16 protein-coding genes and 1 tRNA gene are annotated in these 20,563 nt (G+C 69.9%); 11 read left to right on the top strand and 6 right to left on the bottom strand.

All coding sequences use genetic code 11. The features are described 5' to 3' along the window. Positions 1 to 291 precede the first annotated feature (291 nt). The gene (locus IE242_RS28975) at positions 292 to 1,146 is read left to right on the top strand and encodes a DUF4184 family protein (protein WP_189864424.1); all 855 of its coding nucleotides are present in this window, start codon (positions 292 to 294) and stop codon (positions 1,144 to 1,146) included. Between the two features lie 458 nt (positions 1,147 to 1,604). Here IE242_RS28975 and polA read toward each other — a convergent pair whose 3' ends face one another. Continuing rightward, the gene (gene polA, locus IE242_RS28980; protein WP_189864426.1) at positions 1,605 to 4,331 is read right to left on the bottom strand and encodes a DNA polymerase I; all 2,727 of its coding nucleotides are present in this window, start codon (positions 4,329 to 4,331) and stop codon (positions 1,605 to 1,607) included. A gap of 494 nt (positions 4,332 to 4,825) precedes the next feature. Here polA and IE242_RS28985 point away from each other — a divergent pair, with 494 nt between their 5' ends. From IE242_RS28985 to IE242_RS29020, 8 genes are all read left to right on the top strand, one after another. Beyond that, positions 4,826 to 7,108 (top strand): FdhF/YdeP family oxidoreductase, encoded by a 2,283-nt coding sequence (locus IE242_RS28985; RefSeq protein ID WP_189864428.1) that lies wholly within the window; start codon positions 4,826 to 4,828, stop codon positions 7,106 to 7,108. Between the two features lie 45 nt (positions 7,109 to 7,153). Next, a complete protein-coding gene (locus IE242_RS28990; RefSeq protein ID WP_189864430.1) occupies positions 7,154 to 7,642 on the top strand; it encodes a PaaI family thioesterase in 489 nt (162 codons plus the stop codon). Between the two features lie 559 nt (positions 7,643 to 8,201). Beyond that, the gene (locus IE242_RS28995; RefSeq protein WP_308436794.1) at positions 8,202 to 9,002 is read left to right on the top strand and encodes a Tat pathway signal sequence domain protein; all 801 of its coding nucleotides are present in this window, start codon (positions 8,202 to 8,204) and stop codon (positions 9,000 to 9,002) included. A gap of 103 nt (positions 9,003 to 9,105) precedes the next feature. Continuing rightward, on the top strand, positions 9,106 to 10,338 hold the full coding sequence (locus IE242_RS29000; protein ID WP_189864432.1) for a branched-chain amino acid ABC transporter substrate-binding protein: 1,233 nt from the start codon (positions 9,106 to 9,108) through the stop codon (positions 10,336 to 10,338). A gap of 167 nt (positions 10,339 to 10,505) precedes the next feature. Further along, a complete protein-coding gene (locus IE242_RS29005; protein ID WP_189864434.1) occupies positions 10,506 to 11,435 on the top strand; it encodes a branched-chain amino acid ABC transporter permease in 930 nt (309 codons plus the stop codon). A 6-nt stretch (positions 11,436 to 11,441) separates the two neighbouring features. Then, positions 11,442 to 13,268 carry a branched-chain amino acid ABC transporter permease gene (locus IE242_RS29010; protein WP_189864436.1) on the top strand — a complete coding sequence of 609 codons (1,827 nt, stop codon included), beginning with the start codon at positions 11,442 to 11,444 and terminating at the stop codon, positions 13,266 to 13,268. 5 nt (positions 13,269 to 13,273) lie between these two features. Then, positions 13,274 to 14,221: an ABC transporter ATP-binding protein gene (locus tag IE242_RS29015; RefSeq protein WP_189864439.1), complete on the top strand. Its 948-nt coding sequence runs from the start codon at positions 13,274 to 13,276 to the stop codon at positions 14,219 to 14,221. Then, positions 14,218 to 14,934: an ABC transporter ATP-binding protein gene (locus tag IE242_RS29020; protein WP_189864441.1), complete on the top strand. Its 717-nt coding sequence runs from the start codon at positions 14,218 to 14,220 to the stop codon at positions 14,932 to 14,934. Before IE242_RS29015 ends, IE242_RS29020 begins: the two co-directional genes overlap by 4 nt. Positions 14,935 to 15,002: 68 nt before the next feature. On the opposite strand, the gene IE242_RS29025 is transcribed toward IE242_RS29020, so the two are convergent. Next, entirely contained in the window at positions 15,003 to 15,668 is a 666-nt protein-coding gene (locus tag IE242_RS29025) for an ANTAR domain-containing response regulator (protein ID WP_189864443.1), read from the bottom strand. A 98-nt stretch (positions 15,669 to 15,766) separates the two neighbouring features. Here IE242_RS29025 and IE242_RS29030 point away from each other — a divergent pair. Both IE242_RS29030 and IE242_RS29035 read left to right on the top strand, forming a co-directional pair. After that, a tRNA-Leu gene (locus IE242_RS29030) sits at positions 15,767 to 15,841 on the top strand. A gap of 106 nt (positions 15,842 to 15,947) precedes the next feature. Beyond that, positions 15,948 to 16,736 (top strand): helix-turn-helix domain-containing protein, encoded by a 789-nt coding sequence (locus IE242_RS29035; protein ID WP_189864444.1) that lies wholly within the window; start codon positions 15,948 to 15,950, stop codon positions 16,734 to 16,736. A 4-nt stretch (positions 16,737 to 16,740) separates the two neighbouring features. Here the strand turns inward: IE242_RS29035 and IE242_RS29040 are convergent, their stop codons facing one another. The 4 genes from IE242_RS29040 to IE242_RS29055 form a co-directional block, all read right to left on the bottom strand. Next, positions 16,741 to 17,304 carry a class F sortase gene (locus tag IE242_RS29040; RefSeq protein WP_189864668.1) on the bottom strand — a complete coding sequence of 188 codons (564 nt, stop codon included), beginning with the start codon at positions 17,302 to 17,304 and terminating at the stop codon, positions 16,741 to 16,743. 84 nt (positions 17,305 to 17,388) lie between these two features. Continuing rightward, positions 17,389 to 17,739: a hypothetical protein gene (locus IE242_RS29045; protein WP_189864446.1), complete on the bottom strand. Its 351-nt coding sequence runs from the start codon at positions 17,737 to 17,739 to the stop codon at positions 17,389 to 17,391. Positions 17,740 to 17,851: 112 nt separating this feature from the next. Beyond that, on the bottom strand, positions 17,852 to 19,708 hold the full coding sequence (locus IE242_RS29050; RefSeq protein WP_189864670.1) for a sensor histidine kinase: 1,857 nt from the start codon (positions 19,706 to 19,708) through the stop codon (positions 17,852 to 17,854). A 58-nt stretch (positions 19,709 to 19,766) separates the two neighbouring features. Continuing rightward, on the bottom strand, positions 19,767 to 20,504 hold the full coding sequence (locus tag IE242_RS29055; protein WP_189864448.1) for a response regulator transcription factor: 738 nt from the start codon (positions 20,502 to 20,504) through the stop codon (positions 19,767 to 19,769). Positions 20,505 to 20,563 lie beyond the last annotated feature (59 nt).

The following is a 20,563-nucleotide window of genomic DNA, read 5'->3' on the forward strand; positions in this document are numbered from 1 at the left end:
ATGCCGTTCAGGTGTCCGGTGGGTGCCGGCCGGTGGGCATCCCTTGCCGGTCCCGGGCGCCTCCCCGTCCCCGGCGCGGTCCCCGACACGGTGACTCAGGCGACCCTACGACAACTTCCGGCGCTCGGGCACCCGTTCGTGCCCGGTATTCACCGATTGGCCATATGAGGATGTCCTGTAGGACCTGTCCTCATAGTGCCAGGCGGCACGTCACGCATACTGACGGCAGTGATCACCTGGATCACCGGTCGGTCCCGGCAGGCCGGTGAACGCCCGCCACAGGGAGACGACTTGCCTTTCACCCTCAGCCACGCGGCCGCCGTCCTCCCCGCCGTCCGGCGCGACGGGACCGGGCGGGGCCCGCTGCTGCCGTCGCTCCTCGTGACCGGCTCGATGGCGCCCGACATGACCTACTACGCGGCGAGCGTGCTGCCCGGGGCCATGGAGTTCGGCGACTTCACGCACTCCCTCACGGGCGTCCTCACCTTCGACGTCCTCGTGGCCTGTGCGCTGACGGGCGCCTGGCTGTTCCTGCGCGAGCCGCTGGTGGCGCTGCTGCCCCGGGGACGGCAGGGACGGATCGCGTCACTGGTGAGGTGCGGGGCGCCACGGAGGCCCCCGCGGCCCGCCACGGCGCTGTGGTGGTATGTCTCCGCGCTGCTCGGCGCGCTCACGCATGTCGTGTGGGACGCGTTCACGCATCACGACCGGTGGGGGACGCAGCTCTTCCCCGTCATCGGCCAGGAGGTCGCGGGGCAGCCGCTGTACTGGTACCTGCAGTACGGCAGCTCGGCCGTGGCGGCGGTCGTGCTCGCCGTGTTCCTCGGGCTCGCCCTGCGCCGGCAGCCGCCCGTGCCGCCCGTCGGGGTGCCCGCGCTGTCCGTGGCCGACAGATGGGTGGCCGGAGCCGTGATCGGGGCGTGCGCCGTGGCGGCCGCGGTGCACCGAGTGCACCGGTGGTGGTCCTACTGGGGCTCGACCGCGAAGCCGTACGAGGTGATCCCGACCCTGTGCTTCGGAGCGGGAGCGGGGCTCGTGCTCGGGCTGGCGCTGTACGGGGCGGGAGTGCGCATGTGGCGGCGGTCCGCGCCGGTCCCGCCGGGCCCGCGGGCGCCACGGCCGGACGCGGAACCCGTCCCCCGATGACCCACGCCCTCAGGGGCGTGCGGCTGTCCGCGACCCCGCCGCGGTGCGGCTCTCCCCCACCGCACGAGCCAGCTCCCGGGACGACCGGAGGGCGACGGACTCGGCCGGGACACGGGGTGTACTGGCGTCGGGCGCGAACACCGGCACCCGTCTGAGCCCGGCCGGCAGAACGGCACCGGCGACCGTTGCGGTACGGCAGCGAAACGTGCGTATACCCATGCCCGCATCCTCACGCCGCCCGCCCGCCGGGGGCGCACCTGCGGGGGCCAGGCGGGTGATGTGTCCCGCCCGTGGTTTGGCCGGACGAGCCCGGGTGAGAAGAGTGCGCCGCGCCGTACCCCGACGGTCTCTTCGGCGGCGCGGCGAGGGCACGCTCCTCCCCGATGGAATACCCGGAGCTCCCGGAGCTCCCGGAGCCCGTGGGAAGAGCGTGCCCTCGTGCCGCTGGGCGCCGAAGGCTAGTGCGCGGCCGACTCCCAGTCCGGGCCGTGGCCGACGGAGACGTCCAGCGGGGCCCGCAGCCGGACGGCGTCCGCCATCTCCCGGCGGACGAGCTCCTCGGCCCTCTCGCGCTCCCCGGGGGCGACCTCCAGGACGATCTCGTCGTGGACCTGGAGGAGGATGCGGGAGGTGAGGCCCGCCTCGCGCAGTGCCCGGTCGACGTTCAGCATGGCGATCTTGACGATGTCCGCCGCCGTGCCCTGGATCGGGGCGTTGAGGGCCATGCGCTCGGCCGTCTCGCGGCGCTGGCGGTTGTCGCTGTTGAGGTCGGGGAGGTAGCGGCGGCGGCCGAAGAGGGTCTCCGTGTAGCCCGTCGCCCGTGCCTCGTCGACCACGCGGCGCAGATAGTCCCGTACCCCGCCGAAGCGCTCGAAGTAGGTCTCCATCAGGGCACGGGCCTCGCCCGCGTCGATGTTCAGCTGCTGGGACAGGCCGAACGCCGACAGTCCGTACGCCAGGCCGTACGACATCGCCTTGATCTTGCGGCGCATCTCGGCGTCCACCGCGTCCCGCCCGACCGCGAACACCTGCGAGGCGACCGTCGTGTGCAGGTCCTCACCGGAGGTGAACGCCTCGATCAGGCCCTCGTCCTCGGAGAGGTGGGCCATCACGCGGAGCTCGATCTGGCTGTAGTCCGCGGTCATCAGGGACTCGTAGCCCTCGCCGACCACGAAGCCGCGGCGGATCGCCCTGCCCTCGTCCGTGCGGACCGGGATGTTCTGGAGGTTGGGGTCCTGGGAGGAGAGGCGTCCGGTGGCGGCGACCGTCTGGTTGAAGGTGGTGTGGATCCGGCCGTCCGCCGCGATCGTCTTGATCAGGCCCTCGACCGTGACGCGCAGCTTCGCCTGCTCGCGGTGGCGCAGCATGATCACCGGCAGTTCGTTGTCGGTCTGGCCGGCGAGCCAGGCGAGGGCGTCGGCGTCGGTGGTGTAGCCGGTCTTGGTGCGCTTGGTCTTGGGCAGGTTCAGCTCACCGAACAGGACCTCCTGGAGCTGCTTGGGCGAGCCCAGGTTGAACTCGCGTCCCGCCGCGTCGTGCGCCTCCTGCACGGCCTGCTGCACGGCGCCCGCGAACATCTGCTCCATCGACTCCAGGTGGGCCCGGTCCGCCGCGATGCCGTGGCGCTCCATCCGGGCCAGCAGGGCGGAGGAGGGCAGCTCCATGTCGCGCAGCAGATCGGCCGCGCCGACCTCCTTCAGCCGCTCCTCGAACGCCTCGCCCAGGTCGAGGATCGCGCGGGCCTGCACCATCAGCGCCTCGGCCTCCGCGCCCTCGTCCGCGCCGAAGGCGAGCTGGCCGTCGGCCGCCGCCGCGGGGGCCAGCTCCCGGCCGAGGTACTCCAGGGACAGCGCGTCCAGGTCGAAGGAGCGACGGCCCGGCTTGACCAGGTAGGCGGCGAGCGCGGTGTCCATCACGACGCCCTCGACGCTCCAGCCGTGCTCGGGGAAGACCCGCATGGCGGCCTTGGCGTCGTGGAACACCTTGGGCCGGGCCTGGTCGGCGAGCCAGGCCGCCCACGCGCGGTCGTCGGCCTCGTCCAGCCGGGCCGGGTCGAACCAGGCGGCGGCGCCGTCGGCCGCGGCGAGCGCGATCTCGGCCACCGAGCCCGTGCCGAGCGCCCAGGCGCCGACCGTGGCCACACCCAGCACCGCCGTGCCGTGCTCGGCGAGCCACGGCGCGAGCTCGCCCGAGCCCAGCACCGTGCCGTCGACCTCGACGCCCGCGACGGCGACCGGGTCGGTCTCCGCCTCCACGGCGCCCGGGTCGACCGCCAGCAGCCGCTCACGCAGCGACGGGTTACGGATCTCCAGGGTGTCCAGGACCATCGCCACGGCCTTGCGGTCGTACGGCGCCCGCTCCAGGTCGGTGACCCCCTTGGGCAGGTCGACGCTGCGCACCATCTCGGTGAGCCGGCGGTTGAGCTTGACCGACTCAAGGTGGTCGCGGAGGTTCTGGCCCGCCTTGCCCTTGACCTCCTCGACACGCTCGACGAGATCCGCGAACGAACCGAACTGGTTGATCCACTTCGCGGCGGTCTTCTCGCCGACGCCCGGGATGCCCGGCAGGTTGTCGGACGGGTCGCCGCGCAGCGCCGCGAAGTCGGGGTACTGCGCCGGCGTCAGCCCGTACTTCTCGACGACCTTCTCCGGGGTGTACCGGGTCAGCTCCGATACGCCCTTCGTCGGGTACAGCACCGTCGTGTTCTCGGTGACCAGCTGGAACGAGTCGCGGTCGCCGGTGACGATCAGCACCTCGAAGCCCTCGGCCTCGGCCTGGGTGGCGAGCGTGGCGATGATGTCGTCCGCCTCGTAGCCCTCGACCGCGAAGCGGGCCGCGCCCATCGCGTCGAGCAGCTCGCCGATCAGCTCGACCTGGCCCTTGAACTCGTCCGGGGTCTTGGAGCGGTTCGCCTTGTACTCCGTGAACTCCTCCGAGCGCCACGTCTTGCGGGAGACGTCGAACGCCACCGCGAAGTGCGTCGGCGCCTCGTCACGCAGCGTGTTCGCCAGCATCGACGCGAAGCCGTAGATCGCGTTCGTCGTCTGGCCCGTCGCGGTGGTGAAATTCTCCGCGGGCAGCGCGAAGAACGCGCGGTACGCCAGCGAGTGCCCGTCCATGAGCATCAGCCGCGGGCGGCTCCCGCCGGGGGTCGTGTCGGTCTTCTTCGATGCTGTCTCTGCCACGTCCCCGATCCTGCCACGAGCCACTGACAGTCCGCGTCCACCGGCCCGCGCGGGGCAGGGGCGTGGTCGGCGGACCGCAGGCCCGGGACACGTACGGTGAACCGCGCGGGCCCGGATGCGGCCGCGGGACCGCAGGCCTCACGCCCGGTCCGCGAGCGGGCCCCGACGTGGCCGTCCCACCGCACGAGCCGTACCGGACCTCCCCGTCCCGAACGCCCCCGCGCCGAACCGGTGGTGAGAGTTCCGCAATGGTTTCGCAAGGGGACGGGCACCCGTCCCCGGCAGTGATCGAACGCTGTCGGTACCCCGTGGGAGGATCGGAGACGTCCCTCACCGTGCGCGCGGTGGGGAGCCGGAGAGCATGCCGGAGAACATGCCGGTGCCGGGCAGCCCCGAGCGGGCGAGGGCCCGGCGGACAAGGGGGCGGGCGCGATCGGTCCCCGGCAGCGGCCGTGGCGCTCCGGAGGCGAACGAGCGGAGTAAGGGGAGCAGCGATGGCCAGCAAGCCGCCCACGGGTGACCCGGTGCAGGACGCGCCGACGGTCGACGGGCCGAAGCACGCCGCGGCGGGGCTGCCGGCCATCGGGCACACCCTGCGCATCGCCCAGCAGCAGATGGGTGTCAAGCGCACGGCGCTGACGCTGCTGCGCGTCAACCAGAAGGACGGCTTCGACTGTCCCGGCTGCGCCTGGCCGGAGGGCGAGCGCCGGCACACCGCCGAGTTCTGCGAGAACGGAGCCAAGGCGGTCGCCGAGGAGGCCACCCTGCGCCGGGTCACCCCGGACTTCTTCGCCGCCCACTCCGTCGCCGACCTCGCGACCCGCAGCGGCTACTGGCTCGGCCAGCAGGGCCGCCTCACCCACCCCATGTACCTGGCGGAGGGCGCCGGCCACTACGAGCCGGTGTCCTGGGAGCGGGCCTTCGACATCATCGCCGAGGAGCTCACCGCGCTGAGCAGCCCCGACGAGGCCCTCTTCTACACGTCCGGGCGGACCAGCAACGAGGCCGCCTTCCTGTACCAGCTGTTCGCCCGCGAGTTCGGCACGAACAACCTGCCGGACTGCTCCAACATGTGCCACGAGTCGTCGGGCTCCGCACTCAGCGAGACCATCGGCATCGGCAAGGGCAGCGTCCTCCTGGAGGACCTGTACAAGGCCGACCTGATCATCGTCGCCGGGCAGAACCCCGGCACGAACCACCCGCGCATGCTCTCCGCGCTGGAGAAGGCCAAGGCGAACGGCGCGAAGATCATCAGCGTCAACCCGCTGCCCGAGGCGGGCCTGGAACGGTTCAAGAACCCGCAGACCCCCCAGGGCATGCTCAAGGGCACCGCGCTCACCGACCTCTTCCTCCAGATCCGCATCGGCGGCGACCAGGCCCTCTTCCGCCTGCTCAACAAGCTCATCCTGGAGACGGACGGCGCCGTCGACGAGGAGTTCGTGCGCGAGCACACCCACGGCTACGAGGAGTTCGCCACGGCCGCCCGGGCCGCCGACTGGGACGAGACCCTCACCGCCACCGGCCTCACCCGGGAGCGGATAGAGGAAGCCCTGCGCATGGTGCTCGCCTCGAAGCGCACCATCGTCTGCTGGGCCATGGGCCTCACCCAGCACAAGCACTCCGTGCCGACCATCCGCGAGGTCGTCAACTTCCTGCTGCTGCGCGGCAACATCGGCCGCCCGGGCGCCGGCGTGTGCCCGGTCCGCGGCCACTCCAACGTGCAGGGCGACCGCACCATGGGCATCTTCGAACGGCCCGCCCCGGCCTTCCTGGACGCCCTGGAGAAGGAGTTCGGCTTCGCCCCGCCGCGCGGGCACGGCTACGACGTCGTACGGGCCATCCGCGCCATGCGCGACGACAAGGCGAAGGTGTTCTTCGCGATGGGCGGCAACTTCGTGTCGGCCTCCCCCGACACCGAGGTCACCGAGGCCGCTATGCGGCGCGCCCGGCTCACGGTGCACGTGTCGACGAAGCTGAACCGCTCCCACGCGGTCACCGGCGCCCGCGCGCTGATCCTGCCCACCCTCGGCCGCACCGAGCGCGACCTCCAGGGCGGCGGCGAGCAGTTCGTGACCGTGGAGGACTCCATGGGCATGGTGCACGCCTCCCGCGGACGGCTGGAGCCGGCGAGCCCGCACCTGCTGTCCGAACCGGCGATCGTGTGCCGGATGGCCCGCCGGGTGCTCGGCGAGGACAGCGTGGTCCCGTGGGAGGAGTTCGAGAAGGACTACGCGACGATCCGCGACCGCATCGCGCGCGTGGTACCCGGCTTCGACGACTTCAACGCGCGCCTGGCCCGGTCCTCCGGGGGCTTCGCCCTCCCCCACGCCCCGCGCGACGAGCGCCGCTTCCCCACGGCCACCGGAAAGGCCAACTTCACCGCGGCGCCGGTGGAGTACCCCGAGCTCCCCGCGGGCCGGCTGCTGCTGCAGACGCTGCGGTCCCACGACCAGTACAACACCACCATCTACGGCCTGGACGACCGCTACCGGGGCATCCGGAACGGCCGCCGGGTGGTGCTCGTGAACCCCGACGACGCCCGCGGGCTGGGCGTCGCGGACGGGTCGTACGTCGACCTGGTCAGCGAGTGGAAGGACGGTGTCGAGCGCCGGGCGCCCGGCTTCCGGGTCGTGCACTACCCGACGGCACGGGGCTGCGCCGCCGCCTACTACCCGGAGACCAACGTCCTGGTGCCGCTGGACTCGACGGCGGACATCAGCAACACCCCGGCCAGCAAGTCCGTCGTGGTGCGTCTGGAACAATCGGCGACCGACTGAGCGTTTGCTCAGCAACGTGATCGACGACGGACGGAGCCGGGCCCCATGGGTGAGCAGCACACCGCGAAGTTCCCGCAAGAGGTCATCGACGAGTACGCCGCGCTCGGCGTCGACCTGGTGGCCCTGTTCTCCGCGGGCCACCTCGGCACCCGCATGGGCGTCGAGATAGTCGAGGCGTCCGCGGACCGCGTCGTCGGCACCATGCCGGTCGAGGGCAACACGCAGCCGTACGGGCTCCTGCACGGCGGCGCCTCCGCCGTGCTCGCCGAGACCCTCGGCTCGGTCGGCGCCATGCTGCACGGCGGCGTCGCCAAGCTCGCCGTCGGCGTCGACTTGAACTGCACCCACCACCGCGCCGCACGGTCCGGGCTGGTCACGGGCGTGGCCACGCCCGTGCACCGGGGACGCTCGACGGCGACGTACGAGATAGCGATCAGCGACGAGGACGGCAACCGGGTCTGCACCGCCCGGCTGACCTGCATGCTGCGCGACGTCCGTCCCGGCGACGCCCAGCACGTCCGCGCGGCGGGCTGACCGCACACACACGCCGGAGCCCGCTGCGCGCGGGTGCCCGCCGGACCGTTGTTCCCGGGCACCGGTCGCCTTAGCGTCGAGACATGACAACGGGAGGAGCTCCCCGGCCGGGAGCGACACTCGGACGGGGGCTCCGCCCGGCCCATGGGCGGGATCCCGGTCCGGTCCATGGGCCGGGTCTCGGTCCGGTCCATGGGCCGGGTCTCGGTCCGGTCCATGGGCGAGGGATCGGGCGAGGACTCGGGCCGGCACCCGGGCAGGCACCCGGAGCGGCGGCATCGACCGGCGGCCCGGTCACCGGCTCCGGCGCACCCGGTCCGCGGAACGGGACGACGACGGCCACCCAGCAGCGCGACACCGCGCGGGACGACAGCCCGAGGACAGCCGCACAGCAACGCAACGGCCCGGCGTCGGCCGGCCGGCCGACCGGCCATGAGACGCGGCGGAACTGCCCGGCCCCGTTCCGGTCACGGTCCCGGGACGAGGGCCGTGACCAGGCCCGTGACCGGGATCGGAACCGTGACCGCGACGGCCGCCGCCCGGACCAGGGTCCCCGGCCGTGAGCGGCATCAGTCCCGTCGAGCCGGGCGAGGGCACGCGCGCGGGGGACGCCGATCCGGACTCACGGCCCGTGCCCGGCACCCCGCGCCAACGCCTCACCGAGTGGTACACACGGCACCGCCGCCCGATGCTCGCCGGCGCGTCGGCCGCGGTCCTCCTCGCCGGCGGCGGTTCGTTCTACGCCACCCGCGACAAGGAGCCGGAGCCGCCCGCGGTGCACCCGTCGCAGACCGTGCGGGTGACGTACCTGGGTGCGGAATCCCCGCCTCCATCCGCTCCGACCAGGAGTTTCAGTTTCGCGGTCAGGGTCACCGCACTGCCCGGACCGCCCGTCACCGTGACCCGGATCTCCCAGCCTTATGCCGCGGTTTCCCTGACCTCGGCACCCCGGCCGCCTTTTTCGGCCAAGGCCGGATTCGCCCGCAAAATCGTGATCACCATGCATGTCATGGATTGCTCTCACGTGCCAGGGAATGCCGGACTCCCTTTCCTGGATGTAACTCTGCGTAATACGAACGCAATAGATAACCACAGCTTCATCCTGGGCGAACGGTATGCACAGGACGTCTCACAAGCCCTTCGGGCCGGCTGCGCCGACGATCCCGAGTCATCACCAAAACCCTTGAACACTACTGAAATCATCCGCGCGCATCCTGCGAGTTCTCACTATCCGGACCGGGCGAATCAACCGGAATTCCGCTCTTCCACCCACCGAGTACCGCTCTGCAATACGTCGTGTCATAACAAGAGAGTCACAGCCTCTGACAGACTCTCCTCCGCGTTCCCTGCACACGCTTAGAGTCACGGCCAGTCACCGCGCCATCGGATTCGAATCATTTTCGGCCCAGCGCTCGACTCGGACCCTTCCGCCAGGACGGGCCGTGCCAGGGAAAGGACTGATCGTGCGTCAACGTTCGCTCATCGCCATCACCGCCGCGCTGGCGGCCGGAGCACTGACCCTCACCGCCTGCGGCTCGCGCGACGAGGGCGGCAGCGGCGGCTCGGACAACGGCGGCGGCACCACCGTCGTCATCGGCGTCGACGCCCCGCTCACCGGCGACCTGACCGCACTGGGCCTCGGCATCAAGAACTCCGTCGACCTCGCCGTCAAGACGGCCAACAAGGACAAGTACGTCGACGGCGTCACCTTCGAGATCCAGGCCCTCGACGACCAGGGACAGCCCTCCTCGGGCCAGCAGAACGCCACCAAGCTGGTCGCCGACGAAAAGGTCCTCGGCGTCGTCGGCCCCCTGAACTCCTCCGTCGCCGAATCCATGCAGAAGGTCTTCGACGACGCCAAACTGGTCGAAGTCTCCCCCGCCAACACCAACCCGGCCCTGACCCAGGGGCCCAACTGGCAGACCAAGAAGGAACGCGTCTACGACTCGTACTTCCGCACCGCCACCACGGACGCCATCCAGGGCCCGTTCGCCGCACAGTACGTCTACAACGACGCCAAGAAGAAGAAGGTCTTCGTCGTCGACGACAAGAAGACCTACGGCGCCGGCCTGGCCTCCACCTTCACCGCGGAGTTCAAGGAACTCGGCGGCGAGGTCGTCGGCACCGAGCACGTCAACCCCGATACCAAGGACTTCTCCGCGGTCGTCACCAAGATCAAGAACTCCGACGCGGACGTCGTCTACTACGGCGGCGAATACCCCGTCGCCGGCCCCCTCAGCAAGCAGATCAAGAAGGCCGGCAAGGACATCCCGCTGGTCGGCGGCGACGGCATCTACAGCGCCGACTTCATCAAGCTCGCCGGCACCGAGGGCACCGGCGACCTCGCCACCTCCGTCGGCGCCCCGGTCGAGGACCTCCCCTCGGCCAAGGAATTCGTCGCCAACTACGAGGCCGAAGGCTACAAGGAGGCCTACGAGGCCTACGGCGGCTACTCCTACGACTCGGCCTGGGCGATCATCGAGGCCGTCAAGAAGGTCGTCGAGGACAACGACGGCAAGCTTCCCGACGACGCCCGCGCCAAGGTCACCGAGGCCATGCAGAACGTCTCCTTCGACGGCGTGACCGGCAAGGTCTCCTTCGACGAATTCGGTGACGCCACCAACAAGCAGCTCACCGTCTACTCCGTCGAGGGCGGCCAGTGGAAGCCGGTGAAGTCCGGCACCTACACCGGCTGACCCCACCCGCACCACCCACGAGCCGCGCGGGGCGCTGCATCACTGGCGCCCCGCGCGTACTCGCATGGGCCGCCGCGCGCTCACCCGGGCCACCGCATCACCCACGCCCCGCGCGCACTCGTATCCGGTCACATCCCTCGACAATCCGAAAGCTCGGAGGACATGCGGTGAACGAACTGCCGCAGCAGCTGGTCAACGGCCTGCTACTGGGATCCATGTACGGGCTGGTCGCCATCGGCTACACGATGGTCTATGGCATCGTCCAGCTCATCAACTTCGCCCACGGCGAGATCTTCATGACCGGAGGCTTCGGCGCCCTCACGGTCTGGCTCTGGCTGCCCGACGGCACCAGCATGTGGATCGCACTCCCCCTCATGCTGATCGGCGCCATCATCGTCGCCGTCACCGTCGCCATCGGCGCGGAACGATTCGCCTACCGCCCCCTGCGCGGCGCACCACGCCTCGCCCCGCTCATCACCGCCATCGGCCTCTCCCTCGCCCTCCAACAGGCCGTATGGGCCTGGTACCCCGAAGCCAAGAGCCCCCGCGTCTTCCCCGAACTGCCCGGCGGCCGCATCGAACTGGGCAGCGTCACCATCCAGAGCGGCGACATCTTCCTCATCGCCGCCGCCCCCCTCTGCATGTTCATCCTCGGCTTCTTCGTCATGAAGACCCGCACCGGACGCGGCATGCAGGCCACCGCCCAGGACCCCGACACCGCCAAACTCATGGGCGTCAACACCGACCGCATCATCGTGATCGCCTTCGCCCTCGGCGCCGTCTTCGCCGCCGTCGGCGCCGTCGCCTACGGCTTCAAATACGGCGAGGTCCGCCCCACCATGGGCTTCGTCCTCGGCCTCAAAGCGTTCACCGCGGCCGTCCTCGGCGGCATCGGCAACATCTACGGCGCCATGATCGGCGGACTCGTCCTCGGCGTAGCCGAAGCCCTCTCCACCGCCTACATCGCCGACATCCCGGGCATGTCCCAGCTCGGGGGCCAGTCCTGGGCCGACGTCTGGGCGTTCGTACTCCTCATCGTCGTGCTCCTCGTCCGGCCCCAGGGCCTCCTCGGCGAGCGCGTCGCAGACAGGGCGTGAGACACGATGACCACACAGATCACCAAAGACGCACCCAACACGCCCCCGTCGGCACCCGCACCGAAGGGCCTCATCCCCCTCCCCGAGAACACCGCACGCGCCACCGCCACCGCAGCCGGCGCCCTCACCGCCGCCTCCGCCTTCCTCGCCTGGACCTGGACCGCCGAATTCCCCGGCGACCTCACCGTCTACGGCTACCCCGGCGGCCTGCAATGGCTCGTCCTCATCGGCGGCGCCCTCACCGCCCTCTACGGCCTCAGCTCCTACGGCATCAAAGGCCTCCGCTGGCTCGCCCCCGCCGGAGCCTACGCCGCCCTCAAATTCGCCGCCCTCGCCGCCTTCGCCACCGCCTGGTACACCGTCCTCTCCATCAGCACGGAACTCGGCGGCCTGGTCAACCTCGAACCCGGCGGCTACATCGTCGCCCTCACCAGCCTCGCCGCCCTCCTCGGCGCCCTCGCACTCCCCTTCCAACGACCCGAACCCGACCCCATCGACCCCGACGACACCGGCTGGGAACACTTCAAACACCGCACCCGACACGGCTGGGACACCACCAAAGCGGCCTTCGCCGCCGACACCCCCCGCCCCGTCGGCACCCTGCCCTCCTACGCCGAGATCCTCATCATCACCGCGATCCTCGCCCTCGGCCTGCTCGTCTTCACCTACGGCATCGGCACCGAATACGACGAACTCTTCGTCGGCTTCCTCATCACCGCCGGCTTCGGCTTCGCCGCACTCAACAAAGCCGGCCTCGTCGCCCACGCCTCCCAGATCACAGCACGCCACCAGAACATCACCATCTGCGGCGCCTTCGCCGCCGCCGCCTGCTTCCCCTTCACCCAGACCGACGACCAGTACGCGACCCTCGGCGTCTACATCCTCATCTTCGCCACCGTCGCCCTCGGCCTGAACATCGTCGTCGGCCTCGCCGGCCTGCTCGACCTCGGCTACGTCGCCTTCCTCGGCGTCGGCGCCTACGCCGCGGCCCTCGTCTCCGGCTCCCCCAACTCACCCTTCGGCGTCCACTTCCCCTTCTGGGCCGCCATCCTCGTCGGCGCCGGAGCCTCCCTCGTCTTCGGCGTCCTCATCGGCGCACCCACCCTGCGCCTCCGCGGCGACTACCTCGCCATCGTCACCCTCGGCTTCGGCGAGATCTTCCGCATCGCCGTCAACAACATGGACGGCACCTCCGGACCCGACATCACCAACGGCTCCAACGGCATCTCATCCATCCCGAACCTCGAACTCCTCGGATTCGACTTCGGAGCCCAGCACACCATCGCCGGATTCACCATCGGCCGCTTCGCCAACTACTTCTTCCTGATGCTGGTCGTCACCGCCGTCGTCGTCCTCGTCTTCCGGCGCAGCAGCGACTCCCGCATCGGCCGCGCCTGGATCGCCATCCGCGAGGACGAGACCGCCGCCCTCGCCATGGGCATCAACGGCTTCCGCGTCAAACTCATCGCCTTCGCCCTCGGCGCCTGCCTCGCCGGAACCGCCGGCACCGTCCAGGCCCACGTCACCTACACCGTCACACCCGAGCAGTACCTCTTCGCCGGACAGGTCCCACCCAACTCCGCCTTCCTCCTCGCCGCCGTCGTCCTCGGCGGCATGGGCACCATCGGCGGCCCCCTCATCGGCGCCGCACTCCTCTTCCTCATCCCCAACAAGCTCCAGTTCCTCGGGGACTACCAACTCTTCGCCTTCGGCCTCGCACTCATCCTCCTCATGCGCTTCCGCCCCGAAGGCCTCATCCCCAACCGGCGCCGCCAGCTCGAATTCCACGAAGAGGCCGAAGCACCCACAGTCCTCAGCAAGGCAGGGGCCTGACCACCATGACCACCGACACCACCACCCAGGACACCACCCCGGGCGCCACCACCCCCGGCGAAACCGTCCTCGACGCCCGCGGCGTCACCATGCGCTTCGGCGGCCTCACCGCCGTACGAGGCGTCGACCTCCACGTCAACAGCGGCGAGATCGTCGGCCTCATCGGACCCAACGGCGCCGGCAAGACAACGTTCTTCAACTGCCTGACCGGCCTCTACATCCCGACGGAGGGCGAAGTCCGGTACAAGGGCCAGGTCCTGCCACCCAAGTCCTTCAAGGTCACCGCGGCCGGCATCGCCCGCACCTTCCAGAACATCCGCCTCTTCGCCAACATGACGGTCCTCGAGAACGTCCTCGTCGGCCGCCACACCCGCACCAAGGAAGGCCTCTGGTCGGCCTTGCTCCGCGGCCCCGGCTTCCACAAGGCGGAGGCGGCATCGCGCGAACGTGCCATGGAACTGCTGGAGTTCGTCGGACTCGCCGGGAAGGCGGAGCACCTCGCCCGCAACCTCCCGTACGGCGAACAGCGCAAACTGGAGATCGCGCGAGCACTCGCGAGCGAACCCGGCCTGCTGCTCCTGGACGAGCCCACAGCCGGCATGAACCCCCAGGAGACCCGGGCCACGGAAGAACTGGTCTTCGCCATCCGCGACCAAGGCATCGCCGTCCTCGTCATCGAGCACGACATGCGATTCATCTTCAACCTCTGCGACCGCGTCGCCGTCCTCGTACAAGGCGAGAAGCTGGTGGAGGGCGACAGCGCCACGGTCCAGGGCGACGAACGCGTCATCGCCGCCTACCTCGGAGAACCCTTCGAGAACGCGCCCGGCGAGGAGGAAGCCGCGGAGGTGGAAGCCGCCGAAGCACAGGCCGCCCCCACCACGGACGCCGCACCCGGCACCGCGACCGGCACGACGACCGGCACGGCACCCGGCAAGGAGAACGACCGATGACCGCACTGCTCGAAGTGGAAGACCTCCGGGTCGCCTACGGCAAGATCGAAGCCGTCAAGGGCATCTCCTTCACGGTCGACGCCGGCGAAGTCGTGACACTGATCGGCACCAACGGCGCCGGCAAAACCACGACCCTGCGCACCCTGTCCGGACTCCTCAAGCCCGTCGGCGGCCAGATCAAATTCGCCGGCCGGTCACTGAAGAAGGTCCCCGCCCACCAGATCGTCTCCCTCGGCCTCGCCCACTCCCCCGAAGGCCGGCACATCTTCCCCCGCATGACCATCGAGGACAACCTGCGCCTCGGCGCGTTCCTGCGCAGCGACAAAGCGGGCATCGAAAAGGACATCCAGCGCGCCTACGACCTCTTCCCCATCCTCGGGGAACGCAGAAAGCAGGCCGCGGGCACCCTGTCGGGCGGTGAGCAGCAGATGCTCGCCATGGGCCGCGCCCTGATGTCCCAGCCGAAACTGCTCATGCTCGACGAGCCCTCCATGGGCCTCTCCCCGATCATGATGCAGAAGATCATGGCCACGATCGCCGAACTCAAGGCCCAGGGCACGACGATCCTGCTCGTCGAACAGAACGCCCAGGCCGCCCTGTCGCTCGCCGACCACGGACACGTCATGGAGATCGGCAAGATCGTGCTCTCGGGTACGGGGCAGGATCTGCTGCACGACGAGTCGGTACGGAAGGCGTACCTCGGCGAGGACTGATCCACGACGTACGAGAGGCCCGCGCCCCGGAAAGGGGGCACGGGCCTCTCGTCACGTACTGAAGGAACTCAGTCCTTGTCCGCCTTGGCCGCCTTCTTCTCCTGGGCGTCCTCGATGACCGCCTCCGCGACCTGCTGCATCGACATCCGCCGGTCCATCGACGTCTTCTGGATCCACCGGAACGCCGCCGGCTCCGTCAGCCCGTACTCCGTCTGGAGAATCGACTTCGCCCGGTCCACCAGCTTCCGCGTCTCCAGGCGCTGCGTGAGGTCCGCGACCTCCTTCTCCAGCTCCTTCAGCTCCGTGAACCGCGACACCGCCATCTCGATCGCCGGCACGACGTCGCTCTTGCTGAACGGCTTCACGAGGTACGCCATCGCACCCGCGTCCCGCGCCCGCTCCACGAGGTCGCGCTGCGAGAACGCGGTCAGCATCAGGACGGGGGCGATACCCTCCTCGGCGATCTTCTCCGCCGCGGAGATGCCGTCCAGCTTCGGCATCTTCACATCGAGGATCACCAGGTCGGGCGCGTGCTCCCGGGCGAGCTCGACGGCCTGCTCGCCGTCGCCCGCCTCGCCTACGACGGTGTAGCCCTCCTCCTCGAGCATCTCCTTGAGGTCGAGACGGATCAGCGCCTCGTCCTCGGCGATGACGACACGGGTCGTCAGGGGAGGCACGTGCGACTTGTCGTCGTCGGGGGCGTCGACGGGCTGGGGCGTCTCGGGGGAGGTCACGTGGGCTCCTTGTTCAGGGCAGGGTGCTGCTCCCTGAAGCCTACCTAGCTGCGGTAAGGTAGTGGGCCAAGGGGGACCACCTATCCTTCTTTTCTAAGGCCCCAGTACTCCAACTGGTTAGAGAGGCCGCTCTCAAACAGCGGACAGTGTGGGTTCGAATCCCACCTGGGGCACTACACCTTCGATTCTTAGGTGACCACCGATAAGCGGATGTTCTCATTCTCGTGAACATCCGCTTTTTGCTGCGCACAGCTACGACCGGTGACGAAGAGTGTCCGCATGCAGTTTCACGGCACACAGGTACGACAGCAGGCACTCACGCTTCTACGTGACGGCACGCCGAACGCGAACGTGGCAAGAAAGCTCAACGTCCCAGTGGGAACGGTGAGTTATTGGAAGCACTTGGACCGAGCGAAACGCGGTGAGTGCCCGGGACGGCACGATCCCGCATGCCCCCGCTGCGACGGCCGGGAGCTCGCCGAGGCGCCGTACAGCTATCTACTCGGCCTGTACCTCGGCGACGGCCACATCAGCCACTACTCCGAGCACCGCGTTCCCAACCTCATGATCACGTGTACTGACACGTGGCCGGGCCTGATGGACGCGTGCGAGCAAGCCATGCACACGGTCTTCCCCGACAACTCCGTGTGTCGTGTTCACCGGAAGGGCTGCAGCAACGTCAAGGTCTACTCCAAGCACTTGCACTGCCTGTTCCCACAGCACGGTCCCGGCAGGAAGCACGAGCGCCGGATCGCCCTCGAACCCTGGCAGCAGACGATCGTCGACGCCCACCCCTGGGAGTTCATCCGCGGCCTCATCCACTCCGACGGCTGCCGCATCACCAACTGGACCACTCGACTCGTCGCCGGTGAGCGCAAGCGCTACGAATACCCGCGCTACTTCTTCTCCAACAAGTCCGACGACATCCGGAAGCTCTTCACGGACGCCCTCGACAAAGTGGGCGTCGAGTGGACCACCCTCGCCCGCGGCAGCGACCCCTTCAACATCTCCATCGCCCGCAAAGCCTCCGTAACCCTCATGGACACCCACGTAGGCCCCAAGCATTGACCCCTCAGTCCGCCGCCGTCGCGTACACGATCAGGTTGTCCACCGTGTGGCCCTCGGAGTCGTAGAGGCCGTCACACGTGATCAGGCGCAGCGCGCGGTCGTCGGTCGGGCCGTAGACCTTCCGTGAGGGGAAGGCGGTCTTGCTCACCGTCTCGGTGGCGGTGACGGTGAAGCGGACGGTGTTGCCCTGGCCGTCCTCGACCGCGACGTCCGCGCCCTTGCGGATTTTCCTCAAGTCCCAGAACACGGCTTTCCCGTGCCGTGTCTCGTTGTGGCCGATGAGGACCGCGGCTCCGCGTTCGCCGGGGACGCTGCTGCCGGTGTACCAGCCGGTGGTCATGCCCTGGTCGGCGGGTGGGACCTCGACGGTGCGGTCGTCGTTGAGGCCGAGTTCCATCACCGGGCTGGACACTCCGATCGAGGGGATGGTCACCCGGGCGGGAGCGGTCGGGTGGGCGGTCCGCTGTTGTACCGGGCTGTGCTGGGTGCGGGGGGTGGTGTCGTCCGCCGCCGGGCTGGACGAGCAGCCCGCCAGCGTGACGAGGGCGGCGCAGACGAGGGCCGGCATGGTGCGGGGTGTGGGGAACACGGGGACTCCAGGAAAGGGCGGGCACCTGGTCCGCCTCGGTGGACCAGGTGCCCTTCAGACAGATCAGCCGTTGCGCTGCGTGCCCGCGCGGCGGCGGAGTACGTAGGTGCCGGCGGCCGCGAGCAGGACGGTTCCGGCGGCCGTGCCGTACAGGGCGGTGTTGCTGCCCGGGTCCGAGGAGACCGGGCGCTCACCCGCGGCGACGCCGCCGCGCGGGATCTCGCCCTCGGGCGCCGGGGCGGGTCCGGTGTCCTCGGCGGGGGCCACGGTGGGTTCGGGCTTGGCCTCGGACGGCACCGCCGACGGTGCGCGCGTCGGCTCGTCGGTCGCGAAGGCGCCGGCGGCGGGGGTGAGCACCGCGCCGGTCACGCCGAGGGCGATCACGGCGGTGCGGAGGGACAGGCGATAGGACATGTGGGAGGACTCCAGTTCCGGCCCGCGCCTCGTGTGACGCGTCATGCGTGCTGCGGGCCATGCCCCACAGCCTGGCCGGGAGTTGTGAGGAACCTGTCAGATCGCCGTCAGGTCACTGTGGTCCTTCGTCGGGAGCCGTCGGGAGCCGGAGGGTGAAGACCGAGCCCTCCCCCTTCGTGCTCGTGGCGCTCACGGTGCCGCCGTGGGCCTCGGCCAGTTTCCTGACGATGGCGAGGCCGAGGCCGCTGCCGCCGGTGCGGCGGTTGCGGGATTTCTCGGCGCGCCAGAAGCGGTCGAAGACGTGTGGGAGGTCGGTGGGCGTGATGCCGGTGCCGGTGTCGGTGACGTCGATGACGGTTTCCTGTCCGTCGTGGGTGCCGTAGGCGTGGAGGGTGATCCGTCCTCCGGCGGGGGTGTGGCGGATGGCGTTGGAGACGAGGTTGCCGATGGCCTGGCGCAGGCGGACGGGGTCGGCCGTCGGTGTGGGCGCCCGTTCCGCGGTGATCACTTCCACTGTCACACCGGCGGTGTCCGCTCCGGCCTGGTGGGCGGCGGCGACCTGGGCGAGGAGTTCGTCGATGTGGACGGGTTCGCGGTGGAGCCGTAGCGCGCCCGCGTCGGCGGCGGCGAGGTCCTGGAGGTCGTCGATGATGTGCTGGAGCTGGACGGCTTCGTCGTGGAGGGAGGAGACGAAGGTGGGGTCGGGGGTGGCCAGGCCGTCCTGTGCCGCTTCCAGCCAGCCGCGGATGTTGCTGAGCGGGGTGCGGAGTTCGTGGGCGACGTCGCTGACCATGGCCTTGCGTTGTTCTTCGAGGCGGGCGCGGTGGGCGGACATGTCGTTGAAGGCGGCGGCGAGGCGTCCGATCTCGTTGTCCTCGGGGACGGGGACGGTTTCGGGTTCTTCGCCGTCCCGCATGCGCTGGGCGGCGCCGGTGAGGGCGTGGAGGGGGCGGACGAGGCGGGCTCCGGCGAGGAGTGAGGCGCCGACGGTGAGGGCGAGGACGATGGCGGCGACTCCGGCGATGCGTGCGGTGTTGGCGGGTGAGAGGTCGAAGCCGGGGACGGTCGTGCCGCTGGGGTCGGTGATGAACAGCAGGGCGGGTGCGGCGACGTAGGAGCCGAGTTGTTCGCGGCGGCTGGTGTCGACGCAGGAGGCGGCGGCGCGGGCGGCTTCGCTGTCGATGCCGGTGCGTTCGGAGGGGACGGAGGGGACGGGGCTGGGGGCGAGGGTGGGGGCGAGGGTGGGGGCGGGCGTCGTGGCGAGGTCGTATGCGCTCGTGCCGGCTCTTGCCCAGGAGAAGTCGAGGTTGAGCTGGATGCCGGGGCGGTTCTGGCGGTCGAGGCAGGCGTCGACCAGTTCGTTGAGTGCTGTGAGGGCTTTCTGTTCGGTGTTCGTGGGCCGGTCCAGGGTGTCGGTGTCGCAGCCGGTGTCGCGAGGGGCGGTGGTGTGGGTGCCGACCACCTGGATCCGGGGGCGTCCGCTGGGTGCCTGGACGACGTCGGCGGCTATGCCGAGGCGGCTCAGGCAGGCCACGTTGTCGTCGGCGGCTTTGCGCAGCGCTTTTCGTTCGGTGGTGGGCAGGGAGAAGGGGCCGACTGCTCGTGGGTCGATGCGGTTGGCCGTGCCGGCTGCTTCGGTGAGGGTGGTGTCGACCGAGAGGGGATCGACGACCGCGGATGCCTGGGGTGGTAGCTCCGGTGGGGTGGTGTGGTCCGTGGAGTCCGCGATGAGCTGCCGGTTCTGGGTGGTGAGGACGATGCGGCGTTCGGACTGCTGTGCCAGGTCGTGGAGGGTTTCCTGGACGCCGTTCCAGTGGGGGTGTCCGGCGGCGTAGCCGAGCAGGGTGTTGTAGATGCGGGTGTCGGCGGTGAGGTCGCGTCCTTGTTGTTGCTTGATGGCGCCGGAGGTGGTCTGTGAGGCGAGCCAGGCCGTTGCGGTGACGGAGCAGGCGGCGACGAGTGCGGACATGAGCAGGAGGCGGCCGAGGAGGCTTTTGCGGAGCGGGGGCCGGGTGCGTCCGTCGCGGTTACGGTGCCGCACGTCGTGTGCTCTTTCCGGGGTCCGCCATCTTGTAGCCGACGCCGAAGACGGTGAGCAGCCGGACGGGTCGCCGGGGGTCGGGTTCGATCTTCTTGCGCAGGTTGGAGATGTGCATGTCGACGGTGCGGTTGCCGATGTAGCGGTCGAAGCCGTGGAGTTCTTCGAGGAGGCGTTGCCGGGTGAACACGCGTCCTGGTTCGGTGGCCATGGCGACGAGGATGCGGAATTCGCCGGGTGTGCATTCGATGGGGTTGCCGTCGGCCGTCACCTCGTGCCGGGCGGGGTCGATGACGAGTGTGCCGACCGCGAGGGGGGTGTCCGTGTCGGGCTCGGGGTCCGGGTCGGGGTCCGCGGGCCGTCGGGTGCGGCGCAGCAGTGTGCGGACGCGGGCCATGAGTTCGCGGGGGCTGTAGGGCTTGGTCATGTAGTCGTCGGCGCCGAGGTCGAGGCCGAGCAGGAGGTCGTCCTCGGTGGTGCGGGCGGTGAGCATGAGGACGGGGAGGTCGCGGTGTTCGGCGCGGAGGACGCGGACGACGTCGAGGCCGTCGGCTCTGGGCATCATCACGTCGAGGACGAGGAGGTCGGGGGTGTGGTGCCGGATCCGTTCCAGGGCGGTGAGGCCGTCTCCCACGACGGTGACCGCGTGGCCTTCGTGTTCGAGGTAGCGGCGGATGAGTTCGGCCTGTTTCTCGTCGTCTTCGGCGACGATGACGTCTGCGCACACGCGGATGATCGTAAGGGAGTGCGAGAAAGGGCCCCTCGGCGTGGAGGGGCCCTGGTCGC

This window comes from Streptomyces poonensis (assembly GCF_014650915.1).
GTDB classification, from domain to species: Bacteria; Actinomycetota; Actinomycetes; order Streptomycetales; family Streptomycetaceae; genus Streptomyces; species Streptomyces poonensis.

Bases quoted from the DNA above. Each gene is read 5' to 3' on its own strand.
- IE242_RS28985 (WP_189864428.1), top strand. From the start codon at position 4,826: ATGGCCAGCAAGCCGCCCACGGGTGACCCGGTGCAGGACGCGCCGACG.
- IE242_RS28990 (WP_189864430.1), top strand. From the start codon at position 7,154: ATGGGTGAGCAGCACACCGCGAAGTTCCCGCAAGAGGTCATCGACGAG.
- IE242_RS29010 (WP_189864436.1), top strand. From the start codon at position 11,442: ATGACCACACAGATCACCAAAGACGCACCCAACACGCCCCCGTCGGCA.
- IE242_RS29015 (WP_189864439.1), top strand. From the start codon at position 13,274: ATGACCACCGACACCACCACCCAGGACACCACCCCGGGCGCCACCACC.
- IE242_RS29020 (WP_189864441.1), top strand. From the start codon at position 14,218: ATGACCGCACTGCTCGAAGTGGAAGACCTCCGGGTCGCCTACGGCAAG.
- IE242_RS29035 (WP_189864444.1), top strand. From the start codon at position 15,948: ATGCAGTTTCACGGCACACAGGTACGACAGCAGGCACTCACGCTTCTA.
- IE242_RS29040 (WP_189864668.1), bottom strand. From the start codon at position 17,304: ATGCCGGCCCTCGTCTGCGCCGCCCTCGTCACGCTGGCGGGCTGCTCG.
- IE242_RS29045 (WP_189864446.1), bottom strand. From the start codon at position 17,739: ATGTCCTATCGCCTGTCCCTCCGCACCGCCGTGATCGCCCTCGGCGTG.
- IE242_RS29050 (WP_189864670.1), bottom strand. From the start codon at position 19,708: ATGTCCGCACTCGTCGCCGCCTGCTCCGTCACCGCAACGGCCTGGCTC.